The sequence below is a fragment of the Alphaproteobacteria bacterium genome (assembly GCA_019695395.1).
In the GTDB taxonomy this organism is placed as follows: Bacteria; Pseudomonadota; Alphaproteobacteria; order JAEUKQ01; family JAIBAD01; genus JAIBAD01.
The window spans coordinates 1-22118 of sequence record JAIBAD010000030.1 but is presented as its reverse complement, the minus strand read 5'-3'; the positions used below and the strand labels follow the sequence as shown (position 1 = coordinate 22118).

Below are 22118 nucleotides of genomic sequence, written 5' to 3'. Positions count from 1 at the left end.
AGGTATATCTGCATCTGTTACAATTAAACCTAGCATCGTTGCCATATCAGGCGCTATCATACCAGAACCTTTAGCAATACCATTAATTGTTACTTTTGTTTTTCCAATAAATGCATGGCGTGTTGCCATTTTAGGAAAAGTATCTGTCGTCATAATTGCATGCGCAGCATCTGACCATGCATCATATGAAAGTTTAGGAATAAGCTCGGGTATTTTTTTTATGATCAATTCATCACGTAAAGGTTCCCCAATTACACCAGTCGAAGCTGGGAAAATAGTTTTCTCAGGATAACCTAAAATTTTTGATACATTAAGAATACAATTTTTGACTGCTTTTACCCCTTGTTTCCCTGTAAATGCATTAGCATTACCTGCATTAATCAAAATACCCCCAACTTTACCATTTTTAATAAAAGAACGGCACCATTCAACAGGAGCTGATGCCGTTAAAGACTTAGTAAAAACACCTGCAATATTAGTATCAGGATGAAAAACTGCCAATAATAAATCTGGGCGATTAGTATATCTCAACCCACAATTACATACAGCTAGTGCTACACCATCAAGTGCAGGTAGATGAGGTCGGAATACAGGAGCTAAAGGTGATATAGAGATAGCCATCAGTTAAATAGTAAGAATTAAACCTATGGTTTTTGCGGTTGTGCTTTTTTATCAACATATTCAATTTTAGCTTTAGCTTTTAAATCTTTAGCTAGGGCTTCAATTAATTCAACTGAGACAGATTGTCTTATATCATCTTTTGCTTCTTCAAAAGAAGGAGGTTGCTTTTTTCTTTTATCAACCACTTTAATAATATGCCACCCAAATGGACTTTTAACTGCTTCTTTTGATGTTTTTCCAACATCTATACCTTCAATTGCTTTAGAAAATTCGGGGACCATTTGATCAGCTAAAAAATATCCAAGGTCACCCCCTTGCGCACCAGAAGCTTTATCTTTAGATTTTTCTTTAGCAAGATTAGCAAAATCTGCACCACCTTCTAATTGTTTAATTATAGATTTTGCTTCATCTTCATTATCAACTAAAATATGGCTGGCTCGTGTTTCAGTTTGATTAGGAAATTCTTTAACAAATTTTTCATAACGTGTTTTTAATGCGGGTTCAGTAATTTTTTGTTCTAAATAATTACGCACAAAAGCATTACGTACGGCTTCATCTTCGAAACGCAACATTTGTTTTTTAACATCATCGCCTTGTTCAAGTTTTAATTTACGTCCTTCTTCAGTAAAAAGTTTCATTGTTACAAAGCGTTCAACAAACATTGGAAATAAAACATCAATTTGTTGACGATATTGGGCAGGTAATTCTTCTGTAGAAGACAGAATTTCAGACTTATGAATTTCCATACCATTGAGTTTTACCACAACAGGATCATTATCTTTTTTTGCTGGTTCTTGAGCATAGAGAATGTTTGACATCACCATAGAAATACAAACAATTATAATTCCAAAAGATAATTTTAAATTAAACTTTAAACTACTTAAAAACATTAAACTTTCCTATCTTTAATAGTAATTAAACTTAATCAAATATTACAAAGATTTATAAGAAGAGCAACAAATTTAATTATTACTATTTTTGCAAAAGTGCAGCCAATTTACCTTGGCGTTCCAAATCATATAAATCATCACAACCACCTATATGATTATCATCAATAAAAATTTGTGGTACCGTTGAACAGCCTTTAGAACGTTTAATCATCTCTGATTTTATTTGTGGCTTACCTGTAATATCAATTTCATGATATTTTATTTTATAATGTTGCAATAATTGCTTAGCACGAAAACAATAGCCACAACTTGAATTAACATATATGTCAACTTTTACCACAATGTAATCCCTATATTTATTTAAATTATTATTTTATTATAAATCTAAATTGATTTATATTCTATATATTATATTTTTGAAATATTATTTCAATGCCACATTTCATTAAAGCCTAGCTTATTAAAAGCCAGGCTTTCTATTTTAAAATCTCGACTTAATTTAAGCTGCTACAGATATAGCATCTGTTTGTGGTAATAAATCATAAGGTAATTTCCAACCCGGCAAAGAGGCCATTCGATCCATCCATGCTTTTACACATGGATAATTTGTAAGATCAAGTTGCGCTTCTTCTGCAAAAACAATAACACCATAACATGCAATATCAGCGATTGTTGGTTGGGATCCAACCAAAAAATTCTTTCCTAATAAATTTTTATCGAGTTCACTTAAACTAGACAAAGCTAAATCTCTAAAATTTGATGCAACTGCAGCATCCATAGGACGAAATCCACGAACATGCGAACGTGTGCGAAAAATCCCTAGGGAAAGTTTTTCGAAATCCCAAAATAACCATTCACGTACATGGGCCCGATCCTGGGGAGTACGCCCACCAAATTTTACCAAAGTTTCTGACAAATATTCAAGAATTGCATTTGATTGGCACAAAACTAAATCACCATGCTGCAATACAGGAACCTGACCATATCGATTTAATTTTAAAAAGGATGGTGCTTTATGTATACCAGATCGTAAATCCACATGCCGATATGAAAAAGCTTGCTGACATAAACGAAGCATTAATCCAACTTTATAAGTTGGACCTGAAAAAGAAAGCCCGTGAAGAATAAATTGACTTGTCATAACATTCTCCTAATTATAAAAAATAAATGAGTTAATTATGCTGAGATGAATCAATTGAATCAATCAAAAAATATTTATTAGTTCAAATGTTGAATATTTATACATAGTATCAATATGTATTTTATATGTATGTTTAAAGTTATTAGCCAAGAATCTTACATTCCTAATTCGACCATCCACAAGCATAAAAAAACCAGATTGCAATGTTGATTCATATAATAACATATCTGCTGCTATATTACCTCTTTCATGGTTATCATTTTGTAAAAAAGCAAGACCTTTATATTCCCCTTTAATTTCTAAATGGGATGGTCCGTCAAGGTAAACAAAATCTGGAACTATATTTGGCAGTTTATCATACATATGACAAAGTTGATTATTGATTTCTGTTACATGAACATCACTTTGAGAAATGTCAGCAACATAATTTTTTAAATGGGAAGGAATATTTGATATTGAATTATTAATCCAGTGTGCGCTTGTATCAACGGACCATAATTGACCCGGTTGTTTATGGGTGCGTTCTTGATGATTTTTATAAAGTGCATCTGCAATCACTAACGTACTAAACCCAACACCAAATTCAAGAACTTTTTTAGGTTTACGTTGGCGGATTAATTTATGCAAATGCCACAAATCAAATGTAATTGGGGGCATTTCTTTATTATCAATTAATTTTAAAAGGGAAAGTAATTGATTATCTTTAAAATATTTATATATACATCGATTTAAAAAAAAAGCGCTAAAAGTACGCTTTAATGATTTTCCTTTTTTTACAATTATATGCTGTGGCATAGCGTTCCCCCTATTATTTATAAAAGTCCCTTTTCTTTATAATAGCGTAAAGCCCCATCATGTAAGGGAGCTGTATTTCCAAACTTAATCATTTGATCAATAGTTAAAACCTCGAAAACTGGATGCATAGATTTAAATCTATCAAAATCTTCAAAAATACTTTTAACCAGCTCATAGACCATATCATTTGACATAGCTGTCGTCGTAACGAAAGTTGCTTTAAGCCCAAAAGTATTCACATTGTGTGTATTTCCTATATATAATCCAGCTGGAATAGTAGTTTTTGCAAGATAAGGTGTACTTGTAACAAATTGATCAATTTCAGGACCTTGCACATCAATTAACACTGCAGCACAACTACGGGTAGCTTCTTCAATGGCACCATTTGGATGGCTAACAGGTAAAATAAATGCATCAAGTTTATTATTACAAAGTGATTGTGCTTGCTGATTCATATCAATTTCTAAAGCATTAGGCATATCACTAATTTGCCAATTAAATCTTGCAAATAACGATTCTATTAATGCGCGCTGTGCTGTACCAGGGAGCCCAATATTTACGCGTTTGTTTTTAAGATCTGTAAATTTTGTAATATTAGAATCTTTTCTTACTACAACAGTAATAGCTTCTGCATATAAACTAAAAATTGATCTAAGTTCTTTAAAAGCCCCTAATTTTTCAAAAGGTCCAGTACCTGTGAAAGCATAATTTTGCCAGTCTGATTGAACAATAGAAAAATCAAGACTATGATCACGCAATCTTTGTAAATTTTCGAATGAACCTTCACTACTTTCTACCGCACAACGTAAGCCTAATTCAATCATTTTTGTATTACTAACAAGACATATAGCCCCACCAGCTGGGAAATAAACACCTACGACAGGACCCGTACCAATAAATACAACTTTGTTAGGATTATTTTGCGCATATAATGTTGAATAAGAACAAAATAAAATAAATAGAATTAATATAAAAGTAAAATATTTTTTAAAACGATAATTCATTTTTATATAGTCCTTATAAAATTATCACAATTTATTGGTTTTTTCCGAAATAAATAAAACAATTTCTTGCATTGTTTTATGGAATATTGTATCGAACCCAGCAATAACATTATTAATCTGGCGATCAGATAAATCAATTTTATTTTCTATAGACATTGTATCAATAATTTGACGATCTGGCATTGAAAGCAATTTAATATTCATGCGAATGTTCAAAGAGATTTTTTGATTATTTTCAAAAATATTAAATTCTTGTAAATCTGTTTTAAGTAAAAAATCTGCTTTTAATCCGGATGTTTCATTCCCCACTGCTTTAAAAATATTCGAATTAGATAAAGTTTCAATCAACAAATTTTGGACCATAGCAGGTGTATTATCAACCCATTGTACATCGCCAAGATAATCAAGTTGATGCGTGTTATGTTTAATAATTAAACGTACAGTTTCCAAAGCACTAGACGAAATAGGCCGTTCGATAATTATTTGTGAATTATTTTTTTGAATGGGACCTCCGCTAAAAGAAGCCAAAGGTGTTAATGTATAAAGTTGCACTGGTCTTTCTACATCAGGCAAAATAGTGCATCCATTCATGATAAAACTTATTAATAGTCCCAAAAAAAAATAAACGAATAAATATTTCTTCATGGATTAGATACACCTTTTCTTTGATCCCCAAAAAGAAATTTTGCAGGATCCCGTTCAAATTTTGTTGAAATACGCTGCAAAGATGCAATAAGTTGGCGAACTTCTGGAATAAGTTGATTAAACTCATAACCAGTTGTACCCCCACTTACTTCACGTAAATCTTTAATTAACAACACAAGATTTGCAGAAACTTCTGTCAAACTTTTTGATGTTGTACGTAAATCTTGGGATAATAAATGAAAATCTTTGCTCATATTATTGACGCCTGTCATAGCATTTGTTCCTTGATCAAATAACTTATTCATACGTTCTGCTTCAATAACTTGGGTCATCGTTGTACTAACCGTGGTTAAATTTTGACTTATTACTTCAACATTGCGTAAAATATTTGAGATTTGATCAGATTTTGGATCAGATTGTTGCGGTACAATTTGTTTAACACCTGTTAAAATTTCGTGTAAATCATCTAAAACTATATTAGCATCAGCAACTAATCCTGGTACTCCTTGAAGTACAGCTTGTAATTTGCCTGGTTTAGCTGTAATTTGCGTAAAAGGTTTTTTCACAGTTTTAGGAAGTAATTTTGCATCCAAGCTTCCACCATCTAATAAAACATATGCAATACCTGTGATACCTTGGCTTTCTAGCGAAGCCATTGTATCTTCTTTCAATGAAATATCTTCGTTAACTCTAATTGTCACTCTCACTTGATCGTTATGCATATGATCCAAAACTATATTATCAACTTTACCAACTTGAACGCCCCGATAACGAACCACACTATCAATCTGTAAACCGGTTACATCATCTGCAAAAAGAATATCATAAAAAGTCACCTTATTTTGTTCTTGATTAGGTGAAAACCAAAAAGCTGCAGCTATTAAAGCCACAAGTAAAATAACAACAAAGCTTCCTGCTGCAAGATGGCTAGCTTTTGTTTCCACTTTTTCCTCCTATGACAGCTCGTGCACGTGGACCTTGGAAATATTCTTTAATCCAGGGATGTTCACTGTATCTAAAATCATCAAATGTGCCAACTATAATTTTTTTATCAACAAGCGCTGCTATTCTATCACAAATTGATACCAAACTATCTAAATCATGAGTTATCATAAAAACTGTTAATCCTAAACTTTGCTGAAGATTTAAAATCAATTGATCAAAATCTGCTGCCCCAATAGGATCAAGTCCTGCTGTGGGTTCATCTAAAAATAAAATTTCAGGCTCCAGTACAAGTGCTCTGGCTAATCCTGCTCTTTTTTTCATACCACCTGAAAGTTCAGATGGATATTTATAATAAGCTTCTTGAGGCAGACCAACAAGCATCATTTTAAAATAAGCAAGCTCATCTAATGTATTCTGAGATAATTTATAATTCTCTTTCAATGGTACTTGAATATTTTCAGCAACCGTCATTGAACTAAATAAAGCACTTCCTTGAAATAAAACGCCTATCCTTCTTAATAGTTGTGATTGTTTTCTTGAAGACAAATTATCAAGATTATATCCTAAAATATTAACCAACCCTTTATGCTTTTTTTCTAATCCAATTATTGTCCGTAATAAAACAGATTTTCCACTGCCTGATCCCCCAACAATCCCCAATATTTCACCTTTTTTTACTTCAAGTTGAAGATGATCATGGATTAAATATGATCCGAATCCTGTTTGCAAATCTTTTATGACAATAACATTTTCTATTGTATTTGATGTATCCATAATCTCAAATACCCATAAAAGAAAATACAATAGAAAATATGGCATCCAAGGCAATTACCATAAAAATTCCTTCTACCACAGAACGGGTTGTTGAATGTCCTACCCCTTCTGCATCACGTTCTACTCGCAAACCTTCAAAACATCCTATTAATGCAATAAAAAAAGCAAAAAATGGTGCTTTAATCAACCCAAGCCAAAAAGTTGTATATGGAACAGCATTTTGTAAAATTGAGAAAAATTGTGAAGGTGGAAGATCAATAACAAGCCAACTCATCATCGCACCTCCCAAAATAGCCATAAAATTTGAATAAAAAGTTAGCAAAGGTAACGCAATAAGTAAGGCAATAAGGCGTGGTCGCACCAAAACTTCAATTGGGTCAAGACCAAGACTACGTAAAGCATCAACTTCATCATTCACAACCATGGCACCAATCTGTGCCGTAAATGCACTGCCTGAACGTCCAGCTACAACAACAGCTGTAACAAGGACACCCATTTCACGTAAAACAGAAATAGCAACTAAATTAACCGTAAAAATTTCTGTTCCAAAACGCTTTAATTGATCAACAGCTTGAAAGGTTAATACGACACCAATCAAAATAGATAATAATCCGACAATGGGCATTGCGTATAATCCCACATGTTGAAGATGGCCAATTAATGCAATCCATCTACGCCGATCACGCCGTATTGTAAGACGAGCTAAAGCTAAAATTACTGCACCTAAAAATGCAATCCAATGCAATGTTTGATAGTAAAAAGCAAAGCTAAAAAAACCTAATTTTGAAATAACATAAATAAAAAAATTATAGAAATTTAATGAAAAAGGTATAGCTAAGTGAAAGGATTTAATCGCTTGAACACGCTTAATTAAACCTAAATATTCATTAGGAATATTAATAAATTCGCTATTAATATTTTTTGATTGATATGTATAAATAGTTTTTTGCAGAAGCCATGCGCCCACGCTATCTAAACGGTTAATATTTGCCATATCAAAATAAATTTTTTCAGATGCAATATTATCATTCAAAAAATGCTTCAATATTTTTTCCAAAATATTAATTTTTTGGACAATCCAATCGCCTGTTACTGTCAAATAAATTTGATCATCTACCTTATTTATATTTAAATTAGGTAAATATTCATTATGTTTATTCAATAAAAATTTATTCATAGAGTAAATAAAAGGGAAAAAAGAATATTTATCATTTTATACAGATTTTGGTCATTTAAAAAAATATATTTTTCAATCAATTTTATTTAATAATTGCCTAATATAGACTATAGCACTTTACTAGAAAAGAAAATTTTACTATTATCCCATATCTTACATATTTTACTTACAAATTGACATATTTTAATCATGATCAAAAACTATATTCGAGAAGTGCCCAATTTCCCCAAACCTGGTATCCTTTTTTATGATATATCAACTCTTTTGGCAGATCACCAAGCTTGGAAAAAAACTATTTTGGAATTAGCTGAAAAAATAAAATATTATAAACCTGATTTACTGGTAGGTATTGAATCGCGTGGGTTCTTATTGGCAGCACCTTTAGCAATAATATTAAAATGCGGATTTATTATGATCCGGAAAAAAGGTAAATTGCCAGGACAAATCATGCCTTATGATTATGATTTAGAATATGGTACAGATACTTTAGAAATACAAACTGATATTACCAAACCACATCAACGTGTTGTCATATTAGATGATTTGTTAGCTACAGGCGGGACATTACGAGCTGCAATTAATTTAGTTGAAAAAATTAATTTAAAACCCGTTGCTTCGGCATGTATTATTGAGCTAGCTTTTCTAAAAGGCCGTGAAAAAATTCATATTCCTCTTCATAGTCTAATTCAATATTCTTGATATTTTTAAAATATCAAATAGTATTTTTTGGGGATTGTGTTTTTTGATCCGGCAATTTTTGTCCAGGTACTGGTTGATTCGTTTTTTTACGTTTAATAAAAATATCTCCTTCCGGTGTAATGATCGGTGCTTCATATTCTGGCAACTGCTGGATAAATAAACGTAAAGCCTCCATAATGGTCTCCATACCTTCTAAGGCTTTGCCTTTAAAATCTGGTGTTTCGTTTTGTGGGATATTATTTTCTACATTTTGGGCTTTAACATTATCTGTAAATATTACAAAGCTTAAAAAGAAACTAATTAACAATACTTTATATTTCATTATTCCTGTCCATCTTGATTAAACTTGATTAAATATTCAAAAAAAAATCATTCCATTTATTATCTTATAAAATAAGATTTCTTTTTATCTTTTTAAAGGTTAAGATTTACAAATTTTCAAAAATATCTATCATCACAAATAGCTTTAAATTAAACAATTATAGGAATTCATTATGGTACAAAAATTAAAGCACTTTATTAATGGTACTTTTGTCGACGGACAAAGCAAGAGATTTGCTGATATTTTTAATCCAGCTACAGGTGAAAAAATAAAAGAGGTTCCTTTGGCTAGTAAAAATGAAGTTGATCAAGCAGTTATAAGTGCTTTAAAAGTTTGGCCTAAATGGGCTTCAACACCGGCTCTGCAACGAGCGAGAATTATGTTTAAATTTAAAACTTTAATTGAAAACAATATAGATCGTTTAGCAGCTTTAGTTACAGAAGAACATGGGAAGACTCTTAGTGATGCTAAAGGATCTTGTATACGTGGATTAGAAGTTGTTGAATTTGCATGTGGTATACCTCATCTTTTAAAGGGTGAATTTAGCGAAAATGTTGGTACATCTGTTGATAGTTGGTCTATAAGACAACCTTTAGGTATTGCTGCTGGAATTACTCCTTTTAATTTTCCTGTTATGGTACCTTTATGGATGTTTCCTTTAGCAATTGCTTGTGGAAATTGCTTTATTTTAAAGCCATCAGAACGTGATCCATCGGCACCTTTATTTTTAGCTGAATTAATGCAAGAAGCAGGATTACCTGAAGGTGTATTACATGTCATTAATGGGGATAAAGAAGCTGTTGATGCAATTCTTACCCATCCAGACATCAGTGCTGTAAGCTTCGTTGGATCTACACCTGTAGCTCAATATATTTATAATACTGGATGCGCCAATGGAAAACGCGTGCAAGCTTTGGGTGGTGCAAAAAATCATATGATTATTATGCCCGATGCTGATCTAGATCAGGCAACTGATGCATTAATGGGTGCCGGTTATGGTTCTGCGGGGGAACGTTGTATGGCAATTTCTGTTGCAGTTGCTATTGGTGATAAAGTTGGAGATGCATTAGTTGAACGCTTATCTCCAAAAGTGCGGGCTTTAAAAATAGCTCCTGGTACAGATCCGGAAGCAGAGATGGGCCCGTTGGTTACCCAAGCTCATTTTGATAAAGTAAAAAATTATATTGATATAGGCCAAAAAGAAGGTGCCAAGCTTGTTGTCGATGGGCGGCATTTAAAATTACAAGGCTATGAAAAAGGCTATTTTATGGGGGGGTCTTTATTTGACCATGTACAACCCACTATGCGTATTTATAAAGAAGAAATTTTTGGACCTGTTCTATGTATACTTCGTGTACCAGAATACAACCAAGCCTTATCTCTAATTAACCAACATGAATATGGAAATGGTACTGCCATTTTTACAAGAGATGGGGATGCTGCTCGTGATTTCACATCAAAAGTTAAAGTTGGAATGGTAGGTGTTAATATTCCTATACCTGTTCCTATGGCATTTCACAGTTTTGGAGGATGGAAAAAATCTTTATTTGGTGATCATAATACTCACGGAACTGACGCTGTAAGATTTTATTCAAAAACTAAAACTATTACAGCCCGTTGGCCAACTGGTATAAGATCAGGGGCCGAATATATTATGCCAACCTTAAAATAATTTAGGCAACTTGAATATTATTTGACTTTAACGGTAGCAAAGTAGCTTTCACTTCAGAATTAATATTTTTAAGAAATGTAGTGAGGTTATTTAGTTCTTTAACCAATAATCTTTCAGCTTTTTCATTTGGCATAACAAAACCATATGGGCTAGAGAACTCAAACCCAAAACGCTGATAATATGCAATATCCCCTACTAAAAAAGCCAATTCATAACCTAGTTCAGCAGCTTTATTCAACGTATAATGTCCTAGTTTTAATCCAAGACCTAATCCCCTATGGGATTTAGCCACCGCAATCGGACCTAATAAAAGAGTTGAAATTGGATGTTGATCAATAAGTATTTGCCAATAACGTATCGTAGCAATGACTTGGTCATTCTCAACTATTACATGACATAAATCCTTAACAGGTGGAATAGATTGACGATATTGATAAGAAGTTTTTTGATATCTATTTTGGCCAAAAGCCTGATCAAGCAATGATTCAATTCCAATATGATGATCAGGTTTTTCAAGAATAATATCAGTCATAATAAAAGCTGAAAAATAATTTATAATTTTATAGAAGCTAATTCATCAATAAGCTGTTCAACGATTTTTAATCCATTTGCCCAAAATAAAGGGTCTTTGGGTTGTAAATCAAATGATTCTAAAAGTTCATCATAACGTTTTGTACCACCAGCTTCAAGCATCATAAAATACTTTGGTATAAAATTTTTATTATCTTTTTGGTAAACAGCATACAGCGAATTTACCAAACAATCCCCAAATGCATAAGCATAAACATAAAATGGGGTATGTATAAAATGCGGTATATAAGACCAATAATATTGATAATCCGTATGAAATTGAAAAACAGGACCTAAACTACGTTTTTGTATATCTAACCAAATTTCACCAATTTGTTCTGGCGTTAATTCTGATTTTCTTCTCTTCATATGAATTTGCCGCTCAAATTCATGGAAAGCAATTTGACGTACAACGGTATTAAGCATATCTTCAATCTTAGATGCTAATAAAATAAATCTTGCTTTAGGATCTATGGTTTGGCTTAACAATTTCCTAAAGACTAACATTTCTCCAAAAACGGAAGCTGTTTCTGCTAAAGTTAATGGTGTATCTGATAAAAGCATTCCCTGTTTTGCTGCTAACATTTGATGAACACCATGTCCTAGTTCGTGTGCCAAAGTCATCACATCACGTGATTTACCATGATAATTAACAAGCAAATAAGGATGAAGAGATGGTACAGTAGGATGAGCAAACGCGCCGGGTGATTTTCCTGGTCGCAAAGCCGCATCAATCCAATTATTATCAAAGAAACGCTTTCCAATTTTAGCCATTTCGGGCGAAAACATTGTATAAGATTCTAAAACAATATTCTTTGCTGTATCCCACGAGATATTTTGATCATCTTCAAAAGGAAATGGTGCTAAACGATCCCAATAATTTAAATGCTCTTTTTTTAATAATTGAGCTTTTAATTTATAATAACGATGAGATAAACGCGGCCAAAAATCAATAACTGTATTTACCAATATTTCAACTGTTTTATCTTCAACTTGATTAGATAAATTACGTGCAGCAAGAGGATGGGGATAATGCCGCCACGTATCGTCTATTTCTTTATCTTTTGCTAAAACATTTGTAATAAGAGAAAAAGTTTTAATATGGCGAGCTAAAGCTTTAGATATTTGTTCACCTGCTTGTCTTCTTTGATCTTCATCTTTATTTGAAAGTAAATTTAATGTTTCATCTAATGACAATGTTTTTTGATTTAAATTAATTTTTATTGAAGTTATTGTTTCATTAAATAATCTTACCCACGATGCTCGACCCACAATAGATCTTTCATATAAAAGCTTTTCTATTTCTTCAGAAAGCTGATGGGCACGAAATAATCGTAATTCTTTTAGCCATGATTTATAATGTAATAAAGCTGTTGAATTTATATGATGTTCAAACATTTGATCTTCTATTTTATTAAGCTCAATATTAAAAAATAGAATTTGGCTTGATAAACTATTAACTTTTTCTTGAACTGTTTGATAAAATGCAGCAATTGTATCATTGCTCATATCTTGGGCATGATACAGTTCTGCATAACTTAATAACTTTCCACACAATTCTTGTAATTTCTCATAATCACTAATAGCTTCATATAGCTCTTCACTTGTTAAAGAGGCTATTTTAGTTTGGTATTTTTTAGAGAACTCTAGAGATTGATCTTGAAGTTTTTTTAAATCATTTTCGATTTCATTAGATTTATAATCAGAATAGAAATCTTTTAAATTCCAAACTGGTAGCATTTGCTGTGACATTGTCATTGCTTATTCTTTCTACTTAATTTTATTAACCTTGTATTCCTTGGCTTGATTTTACTAAATTTCTCAGAAATAAGGTATAACTATCTTTTTTATGAGAGAAATTATGATAATAATTATAATCAGTGCCTTATTTTTATATTGTAATAAGAGGGTTTTATGTTAGAAATGTGCTCTAATTGTGAATACTGCAATAAAAATTTATCCCCTACTTTAGAAAAAGCTATGATTTTTAGTTTTGAATGCACATTTTGTATGTAGTAAAGAAAAATTAAATTTTATTTGCCCAAATTGCCAAGGAAATCTTATACTTAGACCTACTAGATTGAAAAATTTTATTAATCAAATATCCAATTACATTTAAAAAAATTATAATGTAAAAAATTGTCAATAATAAAACAATTTCTCTTTATAATTTTATAATAAAAAACTAAAACTATAAAGGATCTTCTAAAATTTTTGCAAGATCAATGGGGGAGAAATTGCAACAAGAATCATGGCAAAATTTGCCAGATATGTTTTTTAAACAAGCAGAAAAATATCAGAAACAAAAATTATTAGGATATCGTCATCATAACCAATGGCACACATTAAGCTGGGAGGAGATTGCTGACTCTATAAAAAAACTAGCAGGCAATTTAATCCAAGCAGGTATCAAACAAGGGGATCGCGTTGCCATTTTATCTGAAAGTCGTCCCGAATGGCTTATTGCCGATTTTGCAATTATGAGCGCACACGCTATTACTGTCCCAATATATATAACAAATACCATCAAAGATCATAGTTATATTGTTAATCATAGCAACATTAAAGTTGCGATTATATCCAACGAAAAATTATTAAAAAAGTTTTTACCTAGTCTCGGTCAAAAAAATTCCCTGGAATTTATTATTTTAATGAATGATACCTACTCAATTAATCCAATAGAAAAGGTAAAAATTTATTCATGGAAAAATTTTATAGAACAAAAAACTACTTATCAAAATAAAATCCAACAACTTATTTCACAAATTAAATTAGATGAAACATGTTGCTTTATTTATACTTCAGGAACAGGTGGTACACCTAAAGCTGTTATGTTATCCCATAAAGCTATTTTAAGTAATTGTGAAAGCACCTATGAAATACTAAAGGATTTTGGATTGAATCATGAAATTTTTCTAAGTTTCCTTCCCTTATCTCATGCCTATGAACACATGGCTGGACAATTCTTTCCTCTATCTATTGGTGCTCAAATTTTTTATGCAGAAAATGCTGACAAATTGGGAGAAGCAATGCTTCAGGTGAAACCTACAATTATGACAGCCGTTCCTAGACTTTATGAGATATTATATGAGCGTATTTTACATAATCTCAAAAAAACATCAAAAATAAAGCAATTTTTATTTCATCTGACCTGGAATTTAGGTCGCAAACAATATGAATATCCAAATTCTTTAACTTGGAAAGAAAAATTATTAAATAAAATTTTAGAAAAACTAATTCGTAATAAAGTACGTAATCGTTTTGGTGGACGATTAAAAGTCTTGGTTTCAGGTGGGGCCGCCCTAAATTATGAAATTGGGCTTTTTTTTACAGCTCTTGGTGTTCGAATTTTACAAGGATATGGCCAAACCGAAGCTGCTCCTGTCATTAGTGTGAATCCTATTTCAAAAATTAAACTTCACACTGTGGGACTGCCTCTCAAGGACGTAGAAATTAAATTAGCAGAAGATAACGAAATTCTTGTTCGTGGAAAATCTATTATGAAAGGTTACTGGCAAGATCCAATTGCAACGAATCTTGCACTTCAAAATGATTGGTTGCACACAGGCGATATAGGCCAAATTGACGACGAAGGTTATTTATCCATCACAGATCGCAAAAAAGATATCATTGTTCTTTCTGGCGGGGAAACAATATCTCCTTCTAGAATTGAAAGCTTTATTTCTTTAGAAGCTGAGATTAGTCAAAGTATGGTATATGGAGACAAACATCCTTATATTGTGGCATTAATAGTACCAAATTCTGATTATAGAAAAGAATTTTACGAAAAAAATCTTTTGATTGAAAATCAAACAAATATAATAAGCGAGCCTCTTTTTATTAAAGCTATGGGTAAAGTAATTGAAAAAATTAACCAAAATCTTTCATCAGTTGAAAAAATTCGTCGTTTTATTTTGATTTCAGAAGAATTTACTATTGAAAATGGCCTTTTAACACCTTCATTAAAAATAAAAAGGCATAAGATTTTAGAAAAATATAAAAATAATCTAGAAAAACTTTTTACTTAATATAATTTTTAATTAAAATACAAATATTATAAACAAATAGTTTTTTTATTCGTTTTAATAAATTAATTAAAATATAATTTTTTTGTAAATAAGAATGAAAGAAAATTTTAAACTTCATTATCAATTAGAAGCAGACAGTATTCCACTGCGTATTTTTGATCTGTGTATAGTGCGGTTAATTAATGAGAAACATTGGCCCTGGCTTGTCTTAGTACCTCAACGCGATATCAAAGAAATTGATGATTTATCAATTGAAGATCAACATAAATTAATTGGTGAAATAACTAAAGCTAGCCATTGGTTACGTACAGCTTTTTATCCAGATAAAATTAATGTTGGATCTATGGGTAATATAGTTACTCAATTTCATGTACATGTTGTTGCTCGCTATAAAAATGATCCTCTTTGGCCAATGCCTGTTTGGCGTGCTCTTCCCCCTGTTCGTCTTACCCAACAAGAAATTCAAGAACGTATTGATCAATTAACGAAAGTCGAGTTTTTATAGATATCAATAAATTAAGTTTATTATGGTTGAATCCATAAATCTTCGGCAAAAATATAACCAGAAGGATGTAATATAAATCCTCCTATTCTCTTATGCATTACAGTAAAAAGTGTACGCCATAAGGGTTGGCAAATAGGTCCTTCTTCTTGCATAATATATTCTAATTCAGCCATCACACCTGAGCGTGCTTTTGGATCAAAAATAGATCCAGCTTTAAGTAATAATTCATCAAATACAGGATTACTATAATAGCTTTCATTCCAAGGGGATCCTGTCCCATAAGCAAGATCTAACGCCATTGTACCAAAAGGAAAATGTGTCCAAGATGTAAAAGCAAAAGGTATAGAATCGCTTTTCCACGATTCCCAATATTGTGATGATGACACAACATTTATCCTTACATCCACACCAATTTCATGCCACATCTGGCTCATAGCTTGTACAGCAATTAATTCCCAATCCGGATCTTTTTTACAAACAATCTCTGTAGAGAAACCATTAGGAAACCCAGCTTCTGCTAAAAGCTCTTTAGCTTTTGCAATATTTGGCTGTATTGGTGGTAGTTTGGCATAATCTGAATGTAATAAAGATACATGATGGTGCTCACCAACCAAACCTAAACCCAAATGGCTAATTTGCAAAATTTTTTGATTATCTAAAGCTAATTTTAATGCTTTTCGTACACGCATATCATGCCATTCAGCGTGTATAGGTTGCATACGCACAACTGCTGTTTGGGCACTAGGTATTTGATAAAACTCTAATTGATTTAATCGTTCTAGAGCAACATATTGTGTTGTTGAAGCTTCATGAAGTCCATCAATCTTTTCTCCCGCAATAGCTGCTATTGGTTTTGCTGCATCATCACCAAAATCTATAAATTCCACTTCATCTAACATAACCTTATGATGCCAATAGTCTTCTCGTTTCACCAACAAGGCATATTTTTCTTTAACAAACTCTCTTAATATAAAAGGTCCCGTACCTAATGAACCAACCCCAAATTTTCCATTTTCACTAGGGTGTAAAATTAAAGCAGTAAAATGAAAAAAATGTTCAGGTATCGCAATTTGTGGATTATGACAATTAATTCGAAAACTTTTTTCATCAATTTGTTCAATTGCAGATTGTGACCATAATCTTGTTTCTCTAAGATCCTGGCCCTTGGCTGTTTTAATACCTGTGGCCACATCTTCTAATAAATAGTTTTTCATCAAAGCCATCATGGGTGAGTTAATTCTGGGATCAAGCCATCTTTTAATGTTCCATATCACTTGTTCTACTGTTAACGAATCCCCATTAGACCATGTAATTCCTGAACGTAAAGTGAAAGTCCAACGCTTTAAATCATCACTAGCTTGCCATTTTTCCAACAGCCAAGGCTTTGTAATATTATCACTTCCTGTACGAGTTAAATAATCGCAAACTTGGCGAACAACATTTGCGCTATAGCTCCACCCAAAATTATGAGGACTGTCTATATTAGGTAACCTCATACCAATTGTAACTTTGCCCCCAGGTTTTATTTGTTCTGGAATAGTAGATTGAGGTTGCTCTTGATTAGATTGAGCATTTTGTTCTTTATTATCATCATCGCAACCTATTAAAGAGAAAGCTGATGATGCTGAGAGTCCAAGTAAAGTAGAATAACGTAAAAAATCACGTCTTGTAACTTGACCTTGTACAAATTGGTCAAATAGCTCAGGTAAAAAGGCATGAATTTTATATAGGCTTCTAAACATTACGAAAAACAAACTTTATATGTGATATATACGGCATATATTAGATGATTTGCTATTTAAATTGTATTACTATAAATAACTCGATTCTTCAAAAAATTAACTTAAATATATAATCAAAACTATTAAAGTAGCTTCTTATAAAATATAATAACACAATTCAAATTGAATTGTACTTCTAAATGCATTAATTTAATTAGACTATGAGCTAATTTATCAAACAAATTCAATGCCTGAAATTTCACAAATTATTATTTACCCATTTAAATCTTTACCGGGAATAAAATTATCATCTGCTAGATTTACCTCCGCCGGTATTTTAGAAGGGGATAGAGAATTTGCTTTTTTTACTTCAGATGGCCGTTTTGTAAACGGAAAAAGATTTGAAGCTATTCATCATATACGAACTTCTTTTGATTTATCTAATCGTTTAATAACTTTATGGTCAGATACAAAACCATACCCTCAATCTTTTCATATGGACCAACAATGCACACAAATTACAACTTGGGTTTCACAACAGCTTAATCTTCCGAATATTGAATTAAAGCATAATCCTATTGCGGGTTTTCCTGATGATACAAAATCGCCTGGTCCAACATTAGCAACTGAAGCTTCACTTATTGCAGCGGGCAATTATTTTAATCCAATTATTTCCTTAGAAGAAATGATTGAAAGAATGAGGGTTAATATTCTAATTAGTGATGTTGAAGCTTATTGGGAAGATACAATTTCGACGAATGCAGAAACAGGTGGAATATTAAAATTAGGGGATATAAAGTTGATTGTTACTAATCCTTGTCAACGTTGTATTGTTCCAACACGCAATCCTCAAACGGGAATTGCCACGCCCCAATTTATAAAAACATTTATGCAGCAGCGTTATGCAAATTTACCGCTAGCTGTAAAACAAGATTTACGGTATGAAAGAAACTCTTATAGGCTTTCGGTAAATGTACTTGGACCTAGCAATGGTGCAATCCATGTCAGGGAGAGAAATGTTAGTATAGAAGAAAATCGGATTCCTCTTAGAAAATTTGATGGAAAAACGTCAACAGAACTTTTAAAAAATAATTTTCTTTTAAATTAATATAATATTTATATAGTATTAATATGAATGATTTTAAAGATAATATTGTAAGTACAGATTGGCTTTTTGACCATCTGAACGATCTAAATATTTGCGTTGTTGATGCAACGTATCATTTACCAAGTCTTAATAGAAATGCCCATAAAGAATTTGCAAATAAACACATCCCAGGAGCTGTGTTTTTTGATATTGATCTGATCGCTAATCAAAAATCAGATCTGCCCCATATGATACCTTCAGCTGAACAATTTGCTAAGGAAGTTGGTAATTTGGGTATTAGCAACAAACATTATATTATTATTTATGACACTTATGGTTTATTAAGTGCTGCAAGGGTATGGTGGATGTTTCGTTTATTTGGTCACACATCCGTAGCTGTCCTTGATGGAGGGTTGATAAAATGGGAGAATGAAAAAAAACCTTTATCATCTCAAAACATACCATATCAACCAGAAAAATTTAACGCTGCTCTGCAACCTAATTTAATACGTTATAAACAAGATATTCAAGATAATTTAAATATAAAACAATCTGCACAAATTATTGATGCACGTGATACAAGAATATTTTCTGGTTTAATAGAGGGTAAATGGCCTGGGAGGAGACCCGGTCATATTCCAAACAGTATTAATTTACCATTTCAAATATTATTAAATAGTCAGCAAAAAACTTTTATAGACAAGCAGCAAATACAGGAAATCGTTAGAAACAAATCTATTGATTTACAAAAATCTATCATAACAACATGTGGTTCTGGTATTACAGCATGTATTTTAGCCTTAGCATTACATATAATTGGATATGAAAATGCCGCCGTTTATGATGGATCATGGGCAGAATGGGGATTACCAGGGGATACACCCGTAAGTACAGATGAAAATATTTGATAGTTTAAAACAGATAAAATTTAAAAAGAATCGCCCTACTTCTATTCAAATTACTTATCTTGTCCAAAAAAGCAAACCTTTAAATTTAAAAAGTTTTTCTGCACATCAAGATTTAGAAGTTAGTAAAATAAATCATATACCCATTTCCTACTATCGTTTTCTTTATAACACTATTGGAGCCCCCTGGTTATGGTATGAACGACGTCTTATATCGGACCAAGAATTATCAAATTATATACATCATCCAGATATTCATATTCATATTCTTTACAAACAAAAGATACCTATTGGTTATTCAGAAATAAATTTAAAAAATAAAAAACGAATAGATTTTGTATATTTTGGTCTTATGCCATGGATATTGGGTCAAGGTATTGGTTCTTGGTTTTTAGATTGGAATTTAAATTATATATGGTTCTTTAATCCAGATGAAATTTTAATTAATACGTGCACTTTGGATCATCCAAAAGCTTTACCAAACTACTTAAATGTTGGATTTAAAAAAATAAATATAGTTGAAAAAAATATTAATTTATCCAAAATTAAAAAATTTATAAATCAAACTAATTACCAATTTACCAATCCAACACCTTTATCTATTAAAAACAAAAATGTTTAATCATACTGTATCACCATCATCAGTTATTATTACAAGAGCAAGTAGTAGTCTTGGACATACATTGGCTTGGTGTTAAGCAAAACCCAATATAAAATATTTTTCGGCACAAAGAAAGATTAGAACAAACCAAAATATTATGCAACAGTGGGTTCAGTAATCTTATCAACAATCTATATGTAATCTCGTAATAGCAAATGTAGGTATTTCAGGTTGTACGTATGGTCAAATTGAAGATTGATCATCAAACACATATTATTTTTTCCACTAATCTTGAAGGTACACTTAATACAGTTTTACTAATCATTATTTGCCCAGATTTTATAAAAACACCAATGACAGACAAAAACGATTTTCTATGCCATTTTTAATGGATGCAGAAAAAGCTGCAACATTTATAAAAAAGATCTAGAAAATCATAAAGGTTTAATTATCTCATGGCTTCTTTATTTTTTAAGTAAAATATTAAATTTATTGCCTAATCAACTTGTTGATTATATTTTAACACAATTACCTAAAAAGAAACCTTTTTAAATATTAATTTGATTAATTTTTAGATTGTATCTTACGCCATTCAGTTACATTGCGATTATGCTCTGTTAAAGTTTTAGCAAAAACGTGGCCACCTTTACCATCTGCAACAAAATATAATTCATCAGTATTCTCAGGTTTCAAAACTGCTTCGATAGATGCTTTACCAGGATTGGCAATAGGACCAGGTGGCAATCCTTCATACATATATGTATTATAAGGATTATCAATTTGTAAATCATTATGTACTAAAGAACGATTTAATTCTTCTTGACCATCTGTAAGAGCATAAATTACAGTTGGATCCGATTGAAGGCGCATTTTAATTTTTAAACGATTTAAAAAAACTGATGCAACTCTTGGCCTTTCATTAGGAAGCCCTGTTTCTTTTTCAACAATTGATGCTAGAATAATTGCTTCATATGGTGTTGTAATGAAAGAATTAACATTTCTTCTTGGCCATACTTCAGTTAAAAAATTTTTCATAGCCTGGGACATTCGCTTAATTAGATCCTGTTTTTGATCACCCCATGAATAAAAATAAGTTTCAGGTAAAAGATCACCTTCCTTAGGTAAAGGTTGTAATATATCACCTTTTAATCCTTCCGCCTTATTAACAAGATCAATAATCTCTCTAATAGTTAATCCTTCAGGTACAGTTAATTTCCGTACAACAACTTGTCCTCTTGCCATCATATCAATTGCTAAACGAGGCGTAATACTTTGTTCAAAAAAATATTCTCCGGCTTTTAATGGTTTTTGTTGAGCAACAACATGTACCATAAAAGGAAATAAAAAAACTGATGGTATAATTTTTTCTTGATATAATTTTTGCGCTATTTCTGATATGCTCATACCAGGAGTAATAATAATTGTAGCAGAATATGATGTTGGGGTATCTAATTTCTTATAAAAATCAAATATACCTATACCTACCACTAACAAAATTATGAAGCTTATTATTATAGTAGGTAATAAAAAATTATAAGAAAATTTTCTTTTTAATATCATTCAAACTTTTTAAAAACAAGACTAGCATTTGTACCACCGAATCCAAAAGAGTTCGAAAGTACAGTTTTTACAGGTCGTTTTTTTGCTACTTTAGCTACTAAATCAATATCACAACCCGGAGAAGGTTCATCTAAATTAAGAGTAGGCGGTAAAATACCATCTCTCAAAGCTAATATTGAAAATATCGCTTCAACACTACCAGCTGCACCTAAAAGGTGGCCAATTGCAGATTTAGTTGAAGACATTGATAATTTATATGCAGCATCACCAAAAAGACGCTTAACTGCTGCCAGTTCAATCTCATCACCTTTTAAGGTAGAGGTACCATGAGCATTAATGTAATCTATATCTTCTGGTTTCACATTTGCACGTTTTAAAGCTGCACGCATTGCCCTATATGCCCCATCTCCATCTTCAGAAGGCGCAGTAATATGATACGCATCACCTGAAAGACCA

At 31.7% G+C, this 22118-nt stretch carries 24 protein-coding genes and 1 pseudogene; 9 read left to right on the top strand and 16 right to left on the bottom strand.

The window, feature by feature from the left end:
* The 10 genes from K1X44_06375 to K1X44_06330 form a co-directional block, all read right to left on the bottom strand.
* The coding region (locus tag K1X44_06375) for a bifunctional ornithine acetyltransferase/N-acetylglutamate synthase (GenBank protein ID MBX7146916.1) at positions 1-621 on the bottom strand (621 nt) is incomplete at its 3' end.
* 23 nt (positions 622-644) lie between these two features.
* On the bottom strand, positions 645-1511 hold the full coding sequence (locus K1X44_06370; protein ID MBX7146915.1) for a peptidylprolyl isomerase: 867 nt from the start codon (positions 1509-1511) through the stop codon (positions 645-647).
* An 82-nt stretch (positions 1512-1593) separates the two neighbouring features.
* Positions 1594-1851, bottom strand: coding sequence for a glutaredoxin 3 (gene grxC, locus K1X44_06365; protein ID MBX7146914.1), 258 nt, complete (start codon positions 1849-1851; stop codon positions 1594-1596).
* A 159-nt stretch (positions 1852-2010) separates the two neighbouring features.
* Positions 2011-2652 carry a glutathione S-transferase family protein gene (locus tag K1X44_06360; protein MBX7146913.1) on the bottom strand — a complete coding sequence of 214 codons (642 nt, stop codon included), beginning with the start codon at positions 2650-2652 and terminating at the stop codon, positions 2011-2013.
* A 63-nt stretch (positions 2653-2715) separates the two neighbouring features.
* Positions 2716-3447, bottom strand: a complete 732-nt coding sequence (locus tag K1X44_06355) for a hypothetical protein (GenBank protein MBX7146912.1) — start codon at positions 3445-3447, stop codon at positions 2716-2718.
* A 17-nt stretch (positions 3448-3464) separates the two neighbouring features.
* Complete coding sequence (locus tag K1X44_06350; protein MBX7146911.1) at positions 3465-4451, bottom strand: TAXI family TRAP transporter solute-binding subunit; 987 nt, start codon at positions 4449-4451, stop codon at positions 3465-3467.
* A gap of 24 nt (positions 4452-4475) precedes the next feature.
* A complete protein-coding gene (locus K1X44_06345) occupies positions 4476-5096 on the bottom strand; it encodes an ABC-type transport auxiliary lipoprotein family protein (protein ID MBX7146910.1) in 621 nt (206 codons plus the stop codon).
* Entirely contained in the window at positions 5093-6040 is a 948-nt protein-coding gene (locus tag K1X44_06340) for an MlaD family protein (GenBank protein MBX7146909.1), read from the bottom strand. Before K1X44_06340 ends, K1X44_06345 begins: the two co-directional genes overlap by 4 nt.
* Positions 6024-6815: an ABC transporter ATP-binding protein gene (locus K1X44_06335; protein ID MBX7146908.1), complete on the bottom strand. Its 792-nt coding sequence runs from the start codon at positions 6813-6815 to the stop codon at positions 6024-6026. The genes K1X44_06340 and K1X44_06335 overlap by 17 nt, the downstream gene beginning before the upstream one ends.
* A 4-nt stretch (positions 6816-6819) precedes the next feature.
* Positions 6820-7977, bottom strand: a complete 1158-nt coding sequence (locus tag K1X44_06330) for an ABC transporter permease (protein ID MBX7146907.1) — start codon at positions 7975-7977, stop codon at positions 6820-6822.
* Between the two features lie 201 nt (positions 7978-8178).
* On the opposite strand from K1X44_06330, the gene K1X44_06325 reads away from it, so the two are divergent.
* Positions 8179-8691, top strand: coding sequence for an adenine phosphoribosyltransferase (locus K1X44_06325; protein ID MBX7146906.1), 513 nt, complete (start codon positions 8179-8181; stop codon positions 8689-8691).
* Between the two features lie 13 nt (positions 8692-8704).
* On the opposite strand, the gene K1X44_06320 is transcribed toward K1X44_06325, so the two are convergent.
* The gene (locus K1X44_06320; GenBank protein MBX7146905.1) at positions 8705-9013 is read right to left on the bottom strand and encodes a hypothetical protein; all 309 of its coding nucleotides are present in this window, start codon (positions 9011-9013) and stop codon (positions 8705-8707) included.
* 172 nt (positions 9014-9185) lie between these two features.
* On the opposite strand from K1X44_06320, the gene K1X44_06315 reads away from it, so the two are divergent.
* On the top strand, positions 9186-10685 hold the full coding sequence (locus tag K1X44_06315; GenBank protein ID MBX7146904.1) for a CoA-acylating methylmalonate-semialdehyde dehydrogenase: 1500 nt from the start codon (positions 9186-9188) through the stop codon (positions 10683-10685).
* Between the two features lies 1 nt (position 10686).
* On the opposite strand, the gene K1X44_06310 is transcribed toward K1X44_06315, so the two are convergent.
* Positions 10687-11217, bottom strand: a complete 531-nt coding sequence (locus tag K1X44_06310; GenBank protein MBX7146903.1) for an N-acetyltransferase — start codon at positions 11215-11217, stop codon at positions 10687-10689.
* 20 nt (positions 11218-11237) lie between these two features.
* Positions 11238-12995: a M3 family oligoendopeptidase gene (locus K1X44_06305; protein MBX7146902.1), complete on the bottom strand. Its 1758-nt coding sequence runs from the start codon at positions 12993-12995 to the stop codon at positions 11238-11240.
* 174 nt (positions 12996-13169) lie between these two features.
* Between K1X44_06305 and K1X44_06300 the strand changes: the two are divergent.
* From K1X44_06300 to K1X44_06290, 3 genes and pseudogenes are all read left to right on the top strand, one after another.
* A pseudogene (locus K1X44_06300) lies at positions 13170-13374 on the top strand (DUF1272 domain-containing protein).
* 106 nt (positions 13375-13480) lie between these two features.
* Entirely contained in the window at positions 13481-15283 is a 1803-nt protein-coding gene (locus K1X44_06295; protein MBX7146901.1) for a long-chain fatty acid--CoA ligase, read from the top strand.
* Positions 15284-15377: 94 nt separating this feature from the next.
* Positions 15378-15788 (top strand): HIT family protein, encoded by a 411-nt coding sequence (locus K1X44_06290; GenBank protein ID MBX7146900.1) that lies wholly within the window; start codon positions 15378-15380, stop codon positions 15786-15788.
* A 20-nt stretch (positions 15789-15808) separates the two neighbouring features.
* On the opposite strand, the gene K1X44_06285 is transcribed toward K1X44_06290, so the two are convergent.
* Complete coding sequence (locus K1X44_06285) at positions 15809-17530, bottom strand: ABC transporter substrate-binding protein (GenBank protein ID MBX7146899.1); 1722 nt, start codon at positions 17528-17530, stop codon at positions 15809-15811.
* A gap of 226 nt (positions 17531-17756) precedes the next feature.
* Here K1X44_06285 and K1X44_06280 point away from each other — a divergent pair, with 226 nt between their 5' ends.
* The 4 genes from K1X44_06280 to K1X44_06265 all read left to right on the top strand — a co-directional run bounded on the left by K1X44_06280 (position 17757) and on the right by K1X44_06265 (position 20491).
* Positions 17757-18617 (top strand): MOSC N-terminal beta barrel domain-containing protein, encoded by an 861-nt coding sequence (locus tag K1X44_06280; GenBank protein ID MBX7146898.1) that lies wholly within the window; start codon positions 17757-17759, stop codon positions 18615-18617.
* 23 nt (positions 18618-18640) lie between these two features.
* Complete coding sequence (sseA, locus tag K1X44_06275) at positions 18641-19504, top strand: 3-mercaptopyruvate sulfurtransferase (protein ID MBX7146897.1); 864 nt, start codon at positions 18641-18643, stop codon at positions 19502-19504.
* On the top strand, positions 19491-20123 hold the full coding sequence (locus K1X44_06270; GenBank protein ID MBX7146896.1) for a hypothetical protein: 633 nt from the start codon (positions 19491-19493) through the stop codon (positions 20121-20123). The genes sseA and K1X44_06270 overlap by 14 nt, the downstream gene beginning before the upstream one ends.
* 218 nt (positions 20124-20341) lie before the next feature.
* Positions 20342-20491 (top strand): hypothetical protein, encoded by a 150-nt coding sequence (locus tag K1X44_06265; protein MBX7146895.1) that lies wholly within the window; start codon positions 20342-20344, stop codon positions 20489-20491.
* Positions 20492-20666: 175 nt separating this feature from the next.
* On the opposite strand, the gene mltG is transcribed toward K1X44_06265, so the two are convergent.
* Together mltG and K1X44_06255 are read right to left on the bottom strand one after the other, a co-directional pair.
* A complete protein-coding gene (gene mltG, locus K1X44_06260) occupies positions 20667-21596 on the bottom strand; it encodes an endolytic transglycosylase MltG (protein MBX7146894.1) in 930 nt (309 codons plus the stop codon).
* 62 nt (positions 21597-21658) lie between these two features.
* On the bottom strand, positions 21659-22118 hold a 460-nt coding region (locus tag K1X44_06255), incomplete at its 5' end, for a beta-ketoacyl-ACP synthase II (protein MBX7146893.1).